Annotated in this window: 17 protein-coding genes; 5 read left to right on the plus strand and 12 right to left on the minus strand. The window is 35.3% G+C overall.

Annotated elements, in window-relative coordinates:
- Positions 1 to 4: 4 nt before the first annotated feature.
- On the plus strand, positions 5 to 745 hold the full coding sequence (rlmB, locus tag M0051_RS05355; RefSeq protein WP_306740526.1) for a 23S rRNA (guanosine(2251)-2'-O)-methyltransferase RlmB: 741 nt from the start codon (positions 5 to 7) through the stop codon (positions 743 to 745).
- A 99-nt stretch (positions 746 to 844) separates the two neighbouring features.
- On the opposite strand, the gene M0051_RS05360 is transcribed toward rlmB, so the two are convergent.
- From M0051_RS05360 to M0051_RS05380, 5 genes are all read right to left on the minus strand, one after another.
- Positions 845 to 2,218 (minus strand): 4Fe-4S dicluster domain-containing protein, encoded by a 1,374-nt coding sequence (locus tag M0051_RS05360; protein ID WP_306740527.1) that lies wholly within the window; start codon positions 2,216 to 2,218, stop codon positions 845 to 847.
- A gap of 350 nt (positions 2,219 to 2,568) precedes the next feature.
- Positions 2,569 to 3,654 carry a 3-oxoacyl-ACP synthase III family protein gene (locus M0051_RS05365; protein WP_306740528.1) on the minus strand — a complete coding sequence of 362 codons (1,086 nt, stop codon included), beginning with the start codon at positions 3,652 to 3,654 and terminating at the stop codon, positions 2,569 to 2,571.
- Between the two features lie 257 nt (positions 3,655 to 3,911).
- Positions 3,912 to 4,466, minus strand: a complete 555-nt coding sequence (locus M0051_RS05370; RefSeq protein ID WP_306740529.1) for a chalcone isomerase family protein — start codon at positions 4,464 to 4,466, stop codon at positions 3,912 to 3,914.
- Between the two features lie 19 nt (positions 4,467 to 4,485).
- Positions 4,486 to 4,779: a PQ-loop repeat-containing protein gene (locus M0051_RS05375; RefSeq protein ID WP_306740530.1), complete on the minus strand. Its 294-nt coding sequence runs from the start codon at positions 4,777 to 4,779 to the stop codon at positions 4,486 to 4,488.
- 6 nt (positions 4,780 to 4,785) lie between these two features.
- A complete protein-coding gene (locus tag M0051_RS05380; RefSeq protein ID WP_306740531.1) occupies positions 4,786 to 6,024 on the minus strand; it encodes a mechanosensitive ion channel family protein in 1,239 nt (412 codons plus the stop codon).
- A gap of 162 nt (positions 6,025 to 6,186) precedes the next feature.
- Here M0051_RS05380 and M0051_RS05385 point away from each other — a divergent pair, with 162 nt between their 5' ends.
- On the plus strand, positions 6,187 to 7,470 hold the full coding sequence (locus M0051_RS05385) for a M64 family metallopeptidase (protein ID WP_306740532.1): 1,284 nt from the start codon (positions 6,187 to 6,189) through the stop codon (positions 7,468 to 7,470).
- Positions 7,471 to 7,547: 77 nt separating this feature from the next.
- Here the strand turns inward: M0051_RS05385 and M0051_RS05390 are convergent, their stop codons facing one another.
- The gene (locus M0051_RS05390) at positions 7,548 to 7,883 is read right to left on the minus strand and encodes a DUF6249 domain-containing protein (protein WP_306740533.1); all 336 of its coding nucleotides are present in this window, start codon (positions 7,881 to 7,883) and stop codon (positions 7,548 to 7,550) included.
- A 487-nt stretch (positions 7,884 to 8,370) separates the two neighbouring features.
- Between M0051_RS05390 and M0051_RS05395 the strand changes: the two genes are divergently transcribed.
- Together M0051_RS05395 and M0051_RS05400 are read left to right on the plus strand one after the other, a co-directional pair.
- Entirely contained in the window at positions 8,371 to 8,946 is a 576-nt protein-coding gene (locus tag M0051_RS05395) for an RNA polymerase sigma factor (RefSeq protein WP_306740534.1), read from the plus strand.
- 20 nt (positions 8,947 to 8,966) lie between these two features.
- Complete coding sequence (locus M0051_RS05400; RefSeq protein ID WP_306740535.1) at positions 8,967 to 9,392, plus strand: hypothetical protein; 426 nt, start codon at positions 8,967 to 8,969, stop codon at positions 9,390 to 9,392.
- A 152-nt stretch (positions 9,393 to 9,544) separates the two neighbouring features.
- On the opposite strand, the gene M0051_RS05405 is transcribed toward M0051_RS05400, so the two are convergent.
- The 6 genes from M0051_RS05405 to M0051_RS05430 all read right to left on the minus strand — a co-directional run bounded on the left by M0051_RS05405 (position 9,545) and on the right by M0051_RS05430 (position 14,294).
- Positions 9,545 to 9,916: a DUF3127 domain-containing protein gene (locus tag M0051_RS05405; RefSeq protein ID WP_110360567.1), complete on the minus strand. Its 372-nt coding sequence runs from the start codon at positions 9,914 to 9,916 to the stop codon at positions 9,545 to 9,547.
- A 24-nt stretch (positions 9,917 to 9,940) separates the two neighbouring features.
- Positions 9,941 to 10,375, minus strand: coding sequence for a peptidylprolyl isomerase (locus M0051_RS05410; protein ID WP_120240624.1), 435 nt, complete (start codon positions 10,373 to 10,375; stop codon positions 9,941 to 9,943).
- 273 nt (positions 10,376 to 10,648) lie between these two features.
- Positions 10,649 to 11,353, minus strand: coding sequence for an FKBP-type peptidyl-prolyl cis-trans isomerase (locus M0051_RS05415; protein ID WP_306740536.1), 705 nt, complete (start codon positions 11,351 to 11,353; stop codon positions 10,649 to 10,651).
- A 25-nt stretch (positions 11,354 to 11,378) separates the two neighbouring features.
- Positions 11,379 to 11,981 carry an FKBP-type peptidyl-prolyl cis-trans isomerase gene (locus tag M0051_RS05420; protein ID WP_306740537.1) on the minus strand — a complete coding sequence of 201 codons (603 nt, stop codon included), beginning with the start codon at positions 11,979 to 11,981 and terminating at the stop codon, positions 11,379 to 11,381.
- Positions 11,982 to 12,097: 116 nt separating this feature from the next.
- Positions 12,098 to 12,802, minus strand: coding sequence for a tRNA (5-methylaminomethyl-2-thiouridine)(34)-methyltransferase MnmD (gene mnmD, locus M0051_RS05425; protein WP_306740538.1), 705 nt, complete (start codon positions 12,800 to 12,802; stop codon positions 12,098 to 12,100).
- Positions 12,777 to 14,294, minus strand: coding sequence for an MATE family efflux transporter (locus M0051_RS05430; protein WP_306740539.1), 1,518 nt, complete (start codon positions 14,292 to 14,294; stop codon positions 12,777 to 12,779). Before M0051_RS05430 ends, mnmD begins: the two co-directional genes overlap by 26 nt.
- Before the next feature lie 107 nt (positions 14,295 to 14,401).
- On the opposite strand from M0051_RS05430, the gene dinB reads away from it, so the two are divergent.
- Positions 14,402 to 15,466: a DNA polymerase IV gene (dinB, locus tag M0051_RS05435; RefSeq protein ID WP_306740540.1), complete on the plus strand. Its 1,065-nt coding sequence runs from the start codon at positions 14,402 to 14,404 to the stop codon at positions 15,464 to 15,466.
- The last annotated feature ends 171 nt before the right edge of the window (positions 15,467 to 15,637 follow it).

Consider the following 15,637-nt stretch of genomic DNA (forward strand, 5'->3'; position numbering starts at 1 on the left):
ATAGATGGCTAAACAGAAACAGGAAATGTTGTTCGGTATTAGAGCAACAATGGAAGCGATTAGAAGTGGTAAAGAAATTGAAAAAGTATTAATTCGTAAAGGATTAACTGGTCGTTTGTACCAAGATCTATTCGATTTAATTCGTGATGAATCAATCGAATATCAATTTGTACCTGCTGAAAAAATCAATTCACTTAACCAGAAGAATAATCAAGGTGTTGTTACCTTAATTGCACCTATTGCTTACCAGGAAGTTGAAGATGTTGTGCCACAAATTATGGCTGAAGGTAGAACTCCTTTAATCTTGATATTGGACCAGATTACCGACGTTAGAAACTTTGGTGCAATTGCTCGTTCTGCAGAGTGTGCTGGGGTTGATGCGATTATTATCCCATTTAAGAATTCGGCTAAAATTACACCTGATTCAATTAAAACTTCAGCTGGAGCATTGTATCAAATTCCGGTTTGTCGTGTACAGAATCTAAAAACTCTGGTGCGAAACCTGAAAAAAGAAGGAATTCGAATTGTAGCTTCAACCGAGAAGGCTGAAAACTATTATACCGATGCAGATTTAACTTTGGCAACGGCTATTATTATGGGATCGGAGGATACAGGTATCGATGAGGCATTGCTTCGCCTGGCTGACGAAAAGGTAAAAGTGCCAATCTTAGGCCAGATTGATTCCTTGAATGTTTCGGTGGCTGCATCGTTAATGGTTTATGAAGCAGTTCGCCAAAGAAAATAATCTTTAAAGACTAAAAATATTGTAACGCAGAAATTAATTTTCTGCGTTTTTTATGCTTAAAATTGAATAAAGCAGAAAGTAATATTATAGAAAAGAATTTTATTTCTTTATCTTTTTGCTGTTGGGAATCCAGTTCGGAAGATCTGCTGATTTTGGTTTTCTTCCATAAAAGAAATCATCAAGATGTACAGCTAACATTCTGAACAGAGCAGAGTGTTTAATCCCAAAACGAATGAAATTGTGTAGTAAATTATCGGGATGTGAGTAAGGACAACAAGCCATGCAACGACCACAATCGGTACCAGCTTTGCACCAATAGGTAAAGCAAGATTCAGAATTTATTTGCCACCTTTTTATTCCATTTACAAGTTTGGGTTCATCAAGGGAAATGGAATTGCTAGGACAAACCTCTGCACATTTTTTACATTGTAAACAGAAATCGAGCATCGAATTGTCCTTGCTTCTTTTATCAGTTTCTAATTCGAATGTTGTTGTCACTACTCCCAATCGCACTCGAGGACCTTCTTTAGGCGTCATTAGTAATCCCATTCGGCCAATTTCGCCTAGGCCAGCATCTCGGGCAACCAAAGGGCAAACAATTTGATAATTCCCATCGATGTGAGCTCGTGCTGAAAATCCCAGGCTTCTTAAGAATTGTGCTAGCTGAACGGCAATTCGTCCAGCCTCTAAATACTGTTGAGCCGATTCCATTACGATGGAAGATTGAGGTGCTGCAGCAACCATTTCCTGACTCATTTCAACAGTAAAGGCAATGGCATGAGTATGATTGCTCTCAATAGGATTTCCATAATCTTCGCCTCTTCCTTTATGCGAATAGAAATGGTAATCTTTCAATTCAGTAATTCCAATATTTAAGGCTCCTAGTTTTCTGCTCCAGTCCTTAATAAACTTACTCAATTCGCCTTTTGAAATATCTGATTTTTTGGGATTGATTTCACCATCAACAGCTTGGTGAAATTGATCAACTGTAAAAAAGCTGGCATTGGCAGCTTTGTATGCCAATTCATTAAAGAAAATGGATTTTTCTGCGGTTAATCCGGGTTCCTTTCTAAACTCATTATCTAGTTTTAGTTTGTTAGGATTTTTGGAGTAATATTCATTGAATCTCTCTGTGTTTTCTTTCAATTCGTTTCGTGAAAACATGATGTCTCTCTCATCAATTTTCGTTTTTGGAAAATCATCGGTGATGTTTTGCTTGTTGCCAAAAGGAATAAGAAATAGGATGCCAGTTATCAATAGATCCGCTGTAAGAATGAGAGCCATTATTTCCCAGTTGTAATACCATGTTATTTGGTAAATGGGAGGCAGAAATAAAGCGAGTAAAAGAGCTCTGAATCCAGCTCTTTTTTCATTTTCCTGATAAAAAACAATGCATGTGTAAAGTAATCCTGCAAACAGAATGATTGAAAAAATCAGACAGGTAAGAATTGATAGGTGGTATACTTGGTTCATTTTTCTTGACTTAGAGCAGCAAGATAAAGGATTTTTTTAGCGAATCCATTTTGCCAATCTAATTTGGATTCTTTCTCTGTAGAAGGCTACAATCTTATTTTTGAATTGTAGTATAGTTCAAAAAAACTACCCGAACCAACAAGTGTTAATTCGGGTAATATTTATAGTAATTTTAGGGTTAGAATGCAATTCCAAAATCAAATCTGATAATATCCTATTCTCCTCAATCCCTTTTATCTTCATGCCTCTATCAGATTCAGCCCTGCTAATTTAGAAAAATTATTTTTGAATCCAACACATTTGGATAAATCTTTATTAAAAAGATTAAAAATTTAACATTTAAAGTTAATTTACACTTTATATACAAAAGAGTTAATATTCATTCCAGCACCTACAGAGGCAAAAACAACGTAGTCACCAGAATTTAAATTGTGACCGGTTAAAGCTCCTTTGGCAATTTGATCGTAAAGAATCGGGACGGTAGCCACAGAATTGTTACCCATTTTCTTCAAAATAATTGGCATAATATCTTCTGGCACCTCTCTTTCTTTATACAATCTAAACAATCTTTTGCCAATGGCTTCGTCCATTTTTTCATTTGCTTGGTGGATTAATATTTTCTTGATGTCTTTGATGTCTAATCCAGCTTTATCAATACTCTCCTTTACAACGCCAGGAACATTGGTAATAGCGTATTCGTATATTTTACGACCAAACATTTTAATGAAATGACTGTTACTGTTTCCTTCGAAATCAGCATTGTCCGAAATGTCTGATCTTAAGAAATATGCTTGATCTTTGGTGTCTGTTCTCATTGCATGAGATAAAATTCCGGTTTCTTCTTCCGATTCAAAAGCTTCCAATATGGTTGCACCTGCTCCGTCCGAATAAATCATACTATCTCTGTCGTGTGGATCGCAAACACGTGATAGGGTTTCTGCACCAATTATCAGAACTCTGTTGGCATCGCCCGATTTGATGTAGTAGTTGGCTTGAATCATCAATTGAACCCAACCTGGACATCCGAACAAGATATCGTAAGCAATACATTTCGGATTCTCAATTTGCAAAAGGTTTTTCACTTTTGCAGCCAAACATGGAAGTTGATTGGTTAAGGTTGAATTTGGCTTGATGTCACCATAATTGTGCGCAACCAATATATAGTCAATGCTTTCTTTATCAATGTTCGAAGAATCTAATGCATCTTTTGCAGCCAGATAAGCCAAATCCGATGCTTGCTGCTGGTCAGTTGCGTACTTTCTTTCCTCGATTCCGGTAATTTCACGGAATTTTTCAATTATTTCCTCGTTTGGAGTGTCAATTTTTTGTCCGTTCGGTTCAAAAAAATCATGGTTCAAAAAATGTGAATTTTTAACTTCGATATTTGGCAGATAGCTACCTGAACCTACAATTTTAGAAAATCTCTTGGTACTCATTGTTATTGTTTTTGTTTCACAAAATGCACACAATATTAAGGGTGCAAAATATTACCTCAAGAAACAGATTCCTAAAGTCCGAAAGATTTGTAATAAAAGGATTTATCCCTTAGGATAATAAGTTTGGTGTGGGCGCTAAGATAAAGTTTTTTTTTGAACTGCATCTGCTGAACCTTTATTTAGAAAGTATTTCCATCTTTTCTGCGATAAAAAAAGGAGTGATTTTTAAGTCACTCCTTTGCTATTCTTTTCTGATTCTATTTAAGCAGATCCTCTTTTAAGTTTTTATCGGCAGGTTTATTGCAAAGCCAAATGCCAAAAAGTGCTTTTTTAAAATCTAATCCATCAATTACCTTTCTAAGCTCTCCATTTTTGTAGATCAAGCTTCCTTCCGAAGGGTTGTATACAAATTCAAAAATGTCTTTTTTTTCTACACCGCTTAAAAAAACCGAGAGGAAATCATTTATTTTTGATTCTATTGGTTTAATATTGTTTTGGGTCGAATTTTTAAATCCATCTCTTGTGGCTTTCTCCATTTTTTCAGCCGTAATTAAGCCAGAAATAATTTCAAGTCTAATGCCCATGTACTTATTATCATTAATGATTTGAGATGCATCATTGGTTTTACTTTCCAAATACAATCCCATTGCATACATATCCATCCAAAGTTTAACTCTGGTTCCAGCTCCTTGCAATTGTAACTTGGTCTCTTTCACCATTATTTGAGATGGCAATTCAACTCCGCCTACTTTCGTTTGTGCAAAAGAACCAAAACAGCTAAGTACAAATAAAAGGGTAATTAATTTCTTCATATCAATTGGGGGTTTAGATTTAGGAATAAATCAGTTTGGCATAACAGAGATAAAAAGTTGCCACAATGTTTACCAAATAGTTTAACCAAAGTGGGTATTGTCTTTTATCTGCTTTTAAATCACCGTTCACAATATAGATAAAAGTAAATAGCACACCAAAAGCCCACATCAGCAAAAAGGGCCAGTTAAAACTATCAACATCATGTGTTTTCCAAGTTTGAACAACTTGAGGAATTACTCCAATACTTAGAATGATATTACCAAACCAGCCCAATGACTCGAAAAAATCGAGTTTTTTTAAGATACTTTTCATTTATAATTAATTGATTAATTTTTGAAAATCATCACCTGTAGGATTCTGGAAGATTTTTAAATTGAATTCAGGAACAATTGCGAAAATGTGATCGAATATATCAGCCTGAATGGCTTCATAGTTTGCCCAAGCCTGATCGTTAGAAAATACATATATTTCAATTGGTAAACCCTTTTCTGATGCTTGTAACTGGCGTACAAGGAAAGTCATGTTGTTATGAATCTTTGGGTGATTGTGGAGATATGCTTCAATATATTTTCTAAATGTTCCAATATTCGTTAATCTTCTCTGGTTTACAGGAATCTCACCTTCAGGATTAGATGCTTGAATTTCTTCTTTCTTTTCTTTCATGTAATTTTGAATCAAGTTGATTTGTTCAAATTTATGGATGTCTTCTTCGGAAAGAAAGTGAATTGACTTAACATCGATATTTAAATGCCGTTTAATTCTTCTACCACCCGAGTCTTCCATTCCTTTCCAGTTGTTGAATGATTCGGAGACCAAGGCATAGGTTGGTATTGTACTAATTGTTTTATCCCAATTTTGAACTTTAACTGTATTTAAGCTGATATCAATTACCGTTCCATCCGCTCCTTTGGATGGCATTGAAATCCAGTCTCCAATATTTACCATTTTGTTGGCCGATAGTTGAATGGAGGCTACAAAACCTAATATCGTATCCTTAAATATTAACAGGATAACAGCAGCAAATGCTCCCATCCCAGCAATAATTGTTAAGGGATTTTTATCGAATAAAACAGCTATTATCGCAATAATTCCCAATGCATAAAAGAATATTTTTACAATTTGGATATATCCTTTAATTGGTCTTGTTTTACTTACTGGCATGGTGTTGTAAATATCGTTGCTTGCACTTAAAAAAGTATCTAGAAGCATGATTGATAAGACAACCATATAAACATACGCTCCATTTTCAACGAAATTACTCCAGCTCTCATGATCAATTAAACTTGCACTAGAATAGATAATTATTGCTGGTGCAAAATGTGAGATCTTATTAAAAACTTTGCGTTCTAGTAAGATATCGTCCCAGTGCGTTTTGGTTCTTCTAACAACTCTGGTTATAAATGCAATTAAGATCTTTTTGGCAATATAATCAGACAACCAAGCTATAAGAATTACAACAACTGCTGCAATGGCTGATTGTAGTAGTACAGCCCAATATTCTGAAATGCCTTCGTTGATTAGCCAGTTCTTTAATTGAACGCCCAATAGTTCTTTCATGGTCTATATTAAATTTGTGTGTGAATTAAAAATCTAAGATATCTATTTCGATTAGGAAAAGAAAAATGTGAATCTTTTATTATCAAAAATCTTGTAATTGGTGACTAATTCTCATCCTTAAATTATTCGTACTTTTATCACTTCAACTTAAACAATCGAAAAATGAACCTAAAACCATTACTGATTTTGATGTTTATTGCATTAAGTACTTTTTGCAATGCACAAAATAAATTTGAAAAATACTTCGAAAATAAAACCCTCCGAATTGATTATTTAATGGGTGGTGATGCAAGCTCTCAAACTGTATTTTTAAAGGAGTTGAAAGAGGAACCTCACTGGGGAGGGAGTACTGTAAATCTTGTAGATAAATTTGGATATGGAACTTTTGGATTCAAGCTGTATGATGTGGAATCAGGAGAATTGATTTATTCTAAAGGCTTTAATTCTCTTTTTCAGGAATGGCAAACTACAGATGAAGCGAAGAAATTAAAAAAAGCATTTTATCAGGTGAATGTGATGCCGTATCCTAAAAAGATAGCTCGTTTTGTGTTGGAGTCAAGAAAATGGGACGGAAGCATGGAGCAAATATGGGAATATACAATTGACCCTACGAATTATTTTATTGGCAGAGAAAAGCCAATGGCAGTTCCTTATACAAAGATTATGGGGAAGGGAAGTCCGGATAAAAGTGTTGATATTGCTTTTATTGCTGAAGGATATACGCTTGAAGAAATGGATAAATTTAGGGCAGATGTAAAGAGAGTCGCTGGTTATCTATTGGATGTTCCCCCGTTTGATAAGTATGCGAAAAACTTTAATATTTATGCTTTAGAGTCTGCTTCTGAAGAGTCAGGAACCGATGTTCCAGGTGAGAATATTTATAAGAATACAGCGGTAAATACTACATTTTACACCTTCGATGTACCTCGATATTTAACGACTTTTGATATTAAAGCATTGCATGATATTAGTGCAAATGTACCTTATGATCAAATTTTTGTTTTGATTAATACCGATCGATATGGAGGAGGAGGTTTTTACAATTATTATTCTAGTTGCTCAGCTGATAATCAGTTGACGTATGAAGTGTCGAGCCATGAATTTGGACATGGATTTGTTGGCCTTGGAGATGAGTATTACAACTCGAAAGTTGCTTACGATGGTTTTTACAACCTGGAGGTTGAGCCATGGGAACCAAACATCACAACTATGGTTGATTTCGACTCGAAATGGAAAGATATGTTGGATGAGTCAACTCCTGTACCAACACCACGAACACCTGAATATGAAAAAACATTAGGCGTGTTTGAAGGAGGAGGCTATACGGCTAAGGGAATTTATTCGCCAGTTCAGGATTGTAAAATGAAATCGAACAATGAGAAACACTTTTGCCCGGTTTGTGAAAGAGCAGCCGAAGAAGTAATTCTATTTCATATTGGTAAATAAGAATTTTAATGCTTTGATATAAAAAAATGCGCTTCGAGTTGAGGCGCATTTTTTTGTTTGGGGTAAATTATTTCAAACTATTCAGTTTCTTGTTGTTTTTTAGCTATGCTGTAAAAAATTAACAGAGCCAATCCACCAAATAAGAAGATCATTGAAAAGTAAGCAACTTCTTCGTTTAATCTTGTGTAGGCATCAAGAATGTTACCAACTAGGATTCCTGCTGCCAATCCAATTAATAAAATTCCATACTTTAAACTTTCAAGTGTGCTACACTTTTTTTCTCCTTGCAATAAACTAATATCCATTCCTTTTTCGATTAATGCTCTTCTTTCTTTATGTCTGTGTACTAAAAAAATGATTAGTGGAACACATCCAAATACTGAAATTATTGCTACTACTCCTGTGATATCCATAATATGTGATTTTAAGGTTAAACTTTTATTTAATTCATTATTTATAAACTAAAATCGCTTATTGATTTTTGCTTTCAACTTTATGACGCCACCTTTTTTAAATCGGTTACAAAAAAATTTAAGAAAGTTTTAACGTGATAAATTATTCTGATGAAAATCATTGTCTTAACTTGTGTGTATTGAGTGGAAAAAAGAAATATTGAACTTATTTTCTTTAGTCTGTAACCGAACCGAATACTTGTGCGTCTAAGTTACAGGTGATTCAATTAAAACATTTAAGTTTTGCTGTGAGCTGAAAGTGAAACAGAGAAATATTAAATTGAAATGTCGATATATAATGAGTTAGTTATTGGTAGTGAACAAACAGCTTTTAAGGATTAATAATCGGTATAAAAGTTAAAATTTTGATTTTGAAGCAACATTTATCAACAAAGAATTGTCTTTTTAATTGATGAGATTTTGTTGAGAGTTGAAAGTTTGATAACATATGGCATTAAAAAGAGATAGCTATTACATTGCGAAAATAAAGGAAGGTGATCCTGGTGCATATGCTGTTCTTGTTAATAAGTACAAGAAAATGGCTTTTAATGTGGCTTTGCAATTAATGGGGAATAGAGAAGATGCCGAAGAGGTTGCTCAAGATGCTTTCTTGAAGGCTTATCAAGCATTGGATACCTATAAAGGAGATGCCAAATTTTCAACTTGGGTGTATAGAATCATCTTCAATACAGCAATATCTCGATTGAGAAAAAAAAAGCTTGATGTAAGCTCTATTGATGAGGATTATTCAGCATCTGTAAATATTAAATCGACTCAATCGGCATTGCAAGAGCTTCGTGCAGATGAAAGAAAAAAGTACTTAACGAAGGCTTTGCAACGAATGAATGCTGAAGACAGGACATTATTAACTCTATTTTATCTGGAAGAAAATTCGGTAGACGAAGTTTGTGAAATTACCGGATTTAGCCAGTCAAATGTGAAAGTAAAGCTGCATCGTGCACGAAAAAAGTTGTATTCTCAATTGGAAACAATTTTACACGGAGAGCTAAAAACAATATTATAGATTTCTAAAAATAGAAAACCATGAACAAGCAAGAAGATATCTATAAAGACGAATTCATTAAGAATTTAATGAAAGATGTTGAGTTGGAAGAACCATCAGAGAGGTTTACCAACAAGGTAATGGATGATGTGATGCAAGATTGGTTGGCAAAGCCAATTGAAGTAAAACAAACAAGATCAAGAAAGCAATGGTTAGGAATTATTGGCTTAATAGTAGTACTAGCTATAATATTGCTTGGAACCGATGTAAGAACCTTGGTTAGCGACTTAGAACATCCATTTTTTACACAACTGGATAAATTATTCTTAACACCAATTAATCAATTGTTAAATGGAGTTTTTGTTAGCTTGTCGAAAGTTCCTGTAATTGTTTACATTGTTGTATTTGCCATGGCTTCTTTGGCAGCTTTCGATAGAATTGTGAATAAGTTTATTCAATATAGGTAAGTTCAAACACAGCCGGTGCCAACCGGATTTTCAATAATTTTTTTGACGATAAGCTGCTCTTCATGCGAAGGGCAGTTTTTTTTATGAGCAAAATTATTCAACACGAGCAAAGAAAAAACCCATTCCGATTGGAATGGGTTTGTATATTTTAATTAAAAAGGAAGATCATCTTCTTCTGGAGCAGGTGGTACATCATCTGCAGTAAATTCTGGCATTTCTGGAATTGCTGCTTCGGCTTGTACTTTTTCAATTCTCCAAGCTTCCAAATTAGAGAAGTAGTTTACTCTTCCATCTTTTTCCCATTTGCGACCGCGAATGTTAAAAGAAACTTTAATTTCTTCATTCAAAGAAATTGGTTCCAAAAGGTCACATCTGTCTTGAGTTAATTGGAATTTAATGAAATCGTTCCATTCTGAATTTCTTTCATTTTCTACTTCAATTACAAACTCTCTTTTCTTAAAGCGATCGCTAATTTGTTGTGTGTCATCTTTAACGATTACTTTTCCGTTGATTTCAAAATTCATCTGTATCTAATTATCTTTTAGGAATTACTCTTTAATGATTACAACTTTTTCGATTTTGTCGCCAGCGCGGATGTCATCAATTACATCAAGACCTTCAACAACTTTACCGAAACAAGTGTGATTTCTGTCTAGGTGAGAAGTGTTGTCGCGGTTGTGGCAAATGAAAAATTGAGATCCACCTGTGTTTCTACCAGCGTGTGCCATAGAAAGAACTCCTCTGTCGTGATATTGATTGTCTCCATCCAACTCACAGTCGATTGAATAACCTGGTCCGCCAGCGCCAGTTCCATCAGGGCAACCACCTTGAATAACAAAGCTAGGAATTACACGGTGGAAATTTAGTCCGTCGTAAAATCCGGATTCCGATAGGTTTACAAAATTTTCAACAGTTTTTGGAGCATCTTTTTCGTAGAATTCTACTTTCATCACTCCCTTTTCGGTATGAATTTCAGCGTACATGACTATTTATTTTATTGGTTATTATACAGTTTTATTAGTTTTCAAAAGTTGAAAACAAGATTTTAAATTTACAACATCGTCTTGGTAGTTGCAAAAGTATGCAAATCTAAAAAAAAGATATGGGCTTAAAAAATTGTCAACCTGAGATATGAATTTGCAGGTGGAAATGCGACTCAAGTTATTCTAGAAATAGTTGAGAGGGCAAAAAACCCCTTTCGATTTTTATCAAAAGGGGTTCTGTTTTTAATATATCGTCCTGAAACTACAGGTCAATTATTTTTTAGGTTCTGCTGGCGTTACAATTTCCAAAAGCTCAACTTCGAAAATCAAAGTTTCGTTTGGACCTATATCACCACCTGCACCACGAGGACCATAAGCCAATTTAGCAGGAATGAACAATTCGTACTTGGAACCAACAGGCATTAACTGAAGAGCTTCTGTCCAACCTTTAATTACGCGGTTTGCAGCGAAAGTAGCTGGTTGATTTCTTTTGAAAGAAGAATCAAACTCTTTGCCATCGATAGTTGTTCCGCGGTAGTGAACTTTTACTTGATCAGTAGCTGCTGGTTTTTCACCAGTACCTTCAGTAATTACTCGGTATTGTAATCCACTTGCAGTGGTAATAACACCTTCTTTTTTAGCATTCTCAGATAAGAATTTTTCACCTTTAGCGATATTTTCTTCACCAATTTTTGTTTGAAGAGCTCTCATGTAATTGTTGATAACAGATCCACTCTCACGCAATTCAATTTTCAAAGAATCACCTTCAATTACATCATAAATACCAGCAAGAATAGCTGCTTCGTTAAATTCAGTGATATTGCTTTTCTTAAGGTTTGTTCCGAAGTTAATACCAATACTGTAACTAACAGAATCAATTTGATTATTTAAGGCAACATCCTTATTCCCGTTTTGGTTACAAGAAACAAGGGTCATAGCACCTAAACCAAGTGCAAGAGACAATGCTTTTAGTTTCATTTTGCGTTGTATTTTGGTTAATATATTATACGATTTCTAATAACTCAACTTCAAAAATAAGAGTTGTGTGAGGACCGATTAAGTTACCAGCACCTTGAGCACCGTAAGCCAAATCAGAAGGAACATACAATTTCCATTTCGATCCAACAGGCATTAATTGAAGAGCTTCAACCCATCCTGCAATTACACCATTTACCGGGAATGTAGCTGGCTCACCTCTGTTAACAGAGCTATCGAAAACAGTTCCATCAATTAAAGTACCATGGTAATGGCATTTTACATTATCCGTACCTTTTGGTAAATCACCTTTACCTTCTGTAATGACTTCATACTGAAGACCGCTTTCAAGAGTAGTTACGCCTTCTTTTTTAGCATTTTCAGATAAGAATTTTTTTCCAGCTTCGATTGCTGCACCAGCTTGCTCTTCCTGAACTTTGGTAAAGAATTCTTGAAGGATTTTGTTTGCTTCATCTGGAGAAAGCTCTGGCATTTTACCATTGAATGCAGCATCAAGGGCTTCCATGAAAGGTTCAGTGCTAATGGTTTTTACTCCTGATGTAATTAGGTTGCTTGCGATGCTTAATCCAAGGCAATAACTTACCTTATCTTGTTCTTCTGTGTACTTCATTTTATATAATTATTTGTTATTTGCTTTTTGATTTATGATTAGTATGACCATAAAGATCGACTAAGGTAAGGCTTTTCCTTCACATATGCGAAACTGCACAGGAAATTAAGTTTTTTTTACAATTGTTCGGTTGTTTTTGTCGATTCAAAATCATCTATGCGAGTGGCACGTAACATTTGTCTTTTACCAGGAGGCCCAGGTAATCTTTTTACCTGAAAACCGGCAGCACGTAAGGCTCTCTTTACAATTCCCTTGGTACAATAAGTGGTTAGTATGGCTTCTGAATTAGTTGCCTTATAAATTTTCTCAAAAATATCCTGAGTCCATAAATCGGGTTGCACATCTGGTGCGAATGCATCGAAGTAAACCAAATCGTATTTTGATGGGAAATTGTATTCAATTAAATCTCCCTGAAGTTTGTGTAAGGTGAAGTTTTCATTGATTTGAATATCGGTATTCCACTCGCAGGAATGCAGTCTTTGAAACATTTCGGAAGATGCTTCATCAGAAGGATTAGCATAATTCAGATCCTTCACCAATTCTTTTTCCAGGGGATAAAGTTCAATGGAGTGGTAAATCACCTTTCTGTTAAGTTTTTCTGCTTCCTTTACAGTTAGAAAACAATTTAATCCTGTTCCAAAACCAATTTCCAGAATGTGCAATGGATCCTGCTGTGAGAAATGAAAACCTGCATTCAGGAAAATATGCATCGATTCCTGCATAGCCCCATGAGTAGAGTGATAATGCTCATCCAAATCAGGCATATAAAATGTATGAGAACCATCCTCTGTTACCTTAAGCTCCCTTTTTAATTTGTTCATCTTTTAACGGATTAATTACAATTGATGTTTGACGCAATCTGCTTGGCAAAAGTCGAATCCAGAATTTTTGAAATGGTAATGGATAATCATTCTCAGGATGCTTGTAAAGTATGAGTAAAAACCATAAAAACAACACACTACCTTTTAATATGCTAGATAAAGTTAAGCCCCACCAAACTCCTGTAGCAATGATGGTATCAGGACTAAGTAACTGACTAAATTTGGGCAGGTAATCTATTAAGGTATAGCTTAAAAAGAATGCCAAGGGGATACGTAATACATTACCCAAAATACCAACGATGGCTGGAGGGATCGCCCTTCCTATTCCATTGAAAGCTCCTGTGGCAGTGATTTCAATACACATTAGGATTTGAGAGAAACTTAAAATAATTAAATATACAACCCCCATTTGAATTACTTTTTCCTCTTCCTGGTTCATGAATAAACCAAAAATAGCCTCTCCAAAAAAGAAGAAAAGAATTGTACTAATACCTCCAATGAAAGCGGCAATTCCCAGCGTAGTGAAAAAACCTTTTTGGATTCGATCCCATTTGCCCGCACCAAAATTCTGACCTGTGAATGTTCCCAAAGCTGTTGAAAAACCCAAAGCTGTCATCCAGGATAATGCCTCAATTTGCCCTCCAATGGCTTGCACGGCAAAGGGCCCTTCATCTCCTTCAACAATGTTATTTAAGACCCGGGCTAACACCATTGCCAAAAAAGCAAAACATACTGATTGCAAGGCAACAGGACCACCAACATTAAGAATAGGTTGTAAGAACTTTTTTTGAATTTTGCCAAAGTAGTGCTTGATATCTAGTGGGTTTTGTCTAAAATGTAGGTTGTATATGAAGATCACAAATACTAAAAACTGTGAACTTACAGTAGCAATTGCAGCACCTTTTGCTCCTAATGCAGGAATATCTCCCCAACCAAATATCAAAATCGGATCAAGAATGATATTTAAAAGCAAACCAATGGAGTTTACAATAAAGGGAGTTCGAGTGTTGCCAATTCCATTGTATATGCCCGAGATACTAATATTAGAAAAGGTAAATGGCATACCAAAGGAAACGAATCTTAGGTAATCAACCGCTGTCTGATTTACAAATTCACTCTCAATGTTAAAGGCACTGATAATTGGGTGAGCAAAAATCCATACAATTGCAGCAAATGCGGTTGATATCAGCAAAGACAAACTGAAAGCATTCTTAGCAAAGGCTCTTGCATCATCAAGGTTTTTTCTTCCAATAGATTGTGATATCCCAACTTCTGCGCCTATTTTGGTAATATACATCAATGAAGATCCAAACCAGACCAGGTAAAGAGCCATCCCAACTGCACTAACCGTTTCTTTTCCAACATGCCCCAGCCAGGCCATATCCGTCATGTTATAGGCCATTTGCACAAACGAAGTGGCAATAATTGGAATTGCCAGTTTTACAATTTGTGTAAAAATATTTCCTGAAGTAAGATCTTTGATTTTATTCACTTTCTGTTGACTTGCTAGTATAATTTGAAATTGGGCGTAAAATTACAAAAATGGCAGCGATTATTTTTTGATTGCCTCATGATTATTCAAATATTTGCACTGGAAATATGGACGACATTCGAAAGATAATTCACATTGATATGGATGCCTTTTTTGCTTCTGTGGAGCAGAGGGATAATCCTGAATTGCGCAATAAACCCATAGCGGTTGGAGGTGATGGAGACAGGGGAGTTGTTGCAGCTGCAAGTTACGAAGCTCGTAAGTTTGGAGTTCGTTCCGCAATGCCTTCAAAAATTGCGAAAAAGCGCTGTCCACATTTAATATTTGTTCGTGGTCGTCATGATCGTTACAAGGAGGTTTCCAACCAGATCATGAGCATTTTTTATGAGTATACCGATTTGGTTGAACCGCTTTCTATCGATGAGGCATTTTTAGATGTTACTCACAACAAAAAAAATCTGTCTTCAGCGACCTTAATTGCTCAGGAGATTAAGGCTCGAATTAAAGAGGAGACTAGCCTGACTGCTTCTGCGGGAATATCGGTAAATAAATTCCTGGCTAAGATTGCTTCGGATGTAAACAAGCCCGATGGATTGTTTGTGATTCCTCCCAAGGATATCGAGGGTTTTATCAACGATTTGCAAATCGACAAATTTTACGGAGTCGGTAAAGTTACTGCCGACAAGATGCACAAACTTGGAATTTTTAGGGGGAAAGATTTAAAAGAAAGAAGTCTTTTGGATTTAAGCCGATTGTTTGGAAAGCATGGAGCCTATTATTACAATATTGCAAGGGGGATTGATGACAGACCTGTAAACCCAAATCGAATCAGGAAATCGGTTGGAACCGAACATACCTACCGAAATGATTTAATCGATACACAAGAGATTAAAAAAGATCTAATGAAAACGACTGAATCGTTGGTTCGCAGATTGGAAAAAAGTGGATTTAGGGGTAGAACCTTAACTTTAAAGCTAAAATATAGTAACTTCGAGCAGGAAACGAGAAGCAGAACGTTTTTGCAGGTGCTTGAAGGTGAAGACATGATTCAAAAACTTGCAGAAGAGCTCTTGGATCAGGAACAGCTGAAAACAAGCATTCGTCTCATAGGATTATCTGTCTCGAACAGAATAGACGAATCTGAACCCATGCAGCTTACAATTGATTTTTAATCAGGTCAATTCAATTGATTTTTATTGAAAATCATACCACAATAAACCATTTTATAAATTGTATCAGAGGATATTATTCTGATTGAAGTGTAGTACCATTCTTGCATGATGTCATGTAAAGGAAGTATAATTGGTATTAAATATGATCTGATATTGTCGATTATTTTAGAT

It is taken from the genome of Marinifilum sp. D714, assembly GCF_030851345.1.
Taxonomy (GTDB): domain Bacteria; phylum Bacteroidota; class Bacteroidia; order Bacteroidales; family Marinifilaceae; genus Marinifilum.

Bases quoted from the DNA above. Each gene is read 5' to 3' on its own strand.
- M0051_RS05380 (WP_306740531.1), bottom strand. From the start codon at position 6,024: ATGAAAGAACTATTGGGCGTTCAATTAAAGAACTGGCTAATCAACGAA.
- M0051_RS05370 (WP_306740529.1), bottom strand. From the start codon at position 4,466: ATGAAGAAATTAATTACCCTTTTATTTGTACTTAGCTGTTTTGGTTCT.
- M0051_RS05365 (WP_306740528.1), bottom strand. From the start codon at position 3,654: ATGAGTACCAAGAGATTTTCTAAAATTGTAGGTTCAGGTAGCTATCTG.
- M0051_RS05395 (WP_306740534.1), top strand. From the start codon at position 8,371: ATGGCATTAAAAAGAGATAGCTATTACATTGCGAAAATAAAGGAAGGT.
- M0051_RS05375 (WP_306740530.1), bottom strand. From the start codon at position 4,779: ATGAAAAGTATCTTAAAAAAACTCGATTTTTTCGAGTCATTGGGCTGG.
- M0051_RS05405 (WP_110360567.1), bottom strand. From the start codon at position 9,916: ATGAATTTTGAAATCAACGGAAAAGTAATCGTTAAAGATGACACACAA.
- M0051_RS05360 (WP_306740527.1), bottom strand. From the start codon at position 2,218: ATGAACCAAGTATACCACCTATCAATTCTTACCTGTCTGATTTTTTCA.
- dinB (WP_306740540.1), top strand. From the start codon at position 14,402: ATGGACGACATTCGAAAGATAATTCACATTGATATGGATGCCTTTTTT.
- mnmD (WP_306740538.1), bottom strand. From the start codon at position 12,802: ATGAACAAATTAAAAAGGGAGCTTAAGGTAACAGAGGATGGTTCTCAT.
- rlmB (WP_306740526.1), top strand. From the start codon at position 5: ATGGCTAAACAGAAACAGGAAATGTTGTTCGGTATTAGAGCAACAATG.
- M0051_RS05385 (WP_306740532.1), top strand. From the start codon at position 6,187: ATGAACCTAAAACCATTACTGATTTTGATGTTTATTGCATTAAGTACT.
- M0051_RS05390 (WP_306740533.1), bottom strand. From the start codon at position 7,883: ATGGATATCACAGGAGTAGTAGCAATAATTTCAGTATTTGGATGTGTT.
- M0051_RS05415 (WP_306740536.1), bottom strand. From the start codon at position 11,353: ATGAAACTAAAAGCATTGTCTCTTGCACTTGGTTTAGGTGCTATGACC.
- M0051_RS05410 (WP_120240624.1), bottom strand. From the start codon at position 10,375: ATGTACGCTGAAATTCATACCGAAAAGGGAGTGATGAAAGTAGAATTC.
- M0051_RS05420 (WP_306740537.1), bottom strand. From the start codon at position 11,981: ATGAAGTACACAGAAGAACAAGATAAGGTAAGTTATTGCCTTGGATTA.
- M0051_RS05400 (WP_306740535.1), top strand. From the start codon at position 8,967: ATGAACAAGCAAGAAGATATCTATAAAGACGAATTCATTAAGAATTTA.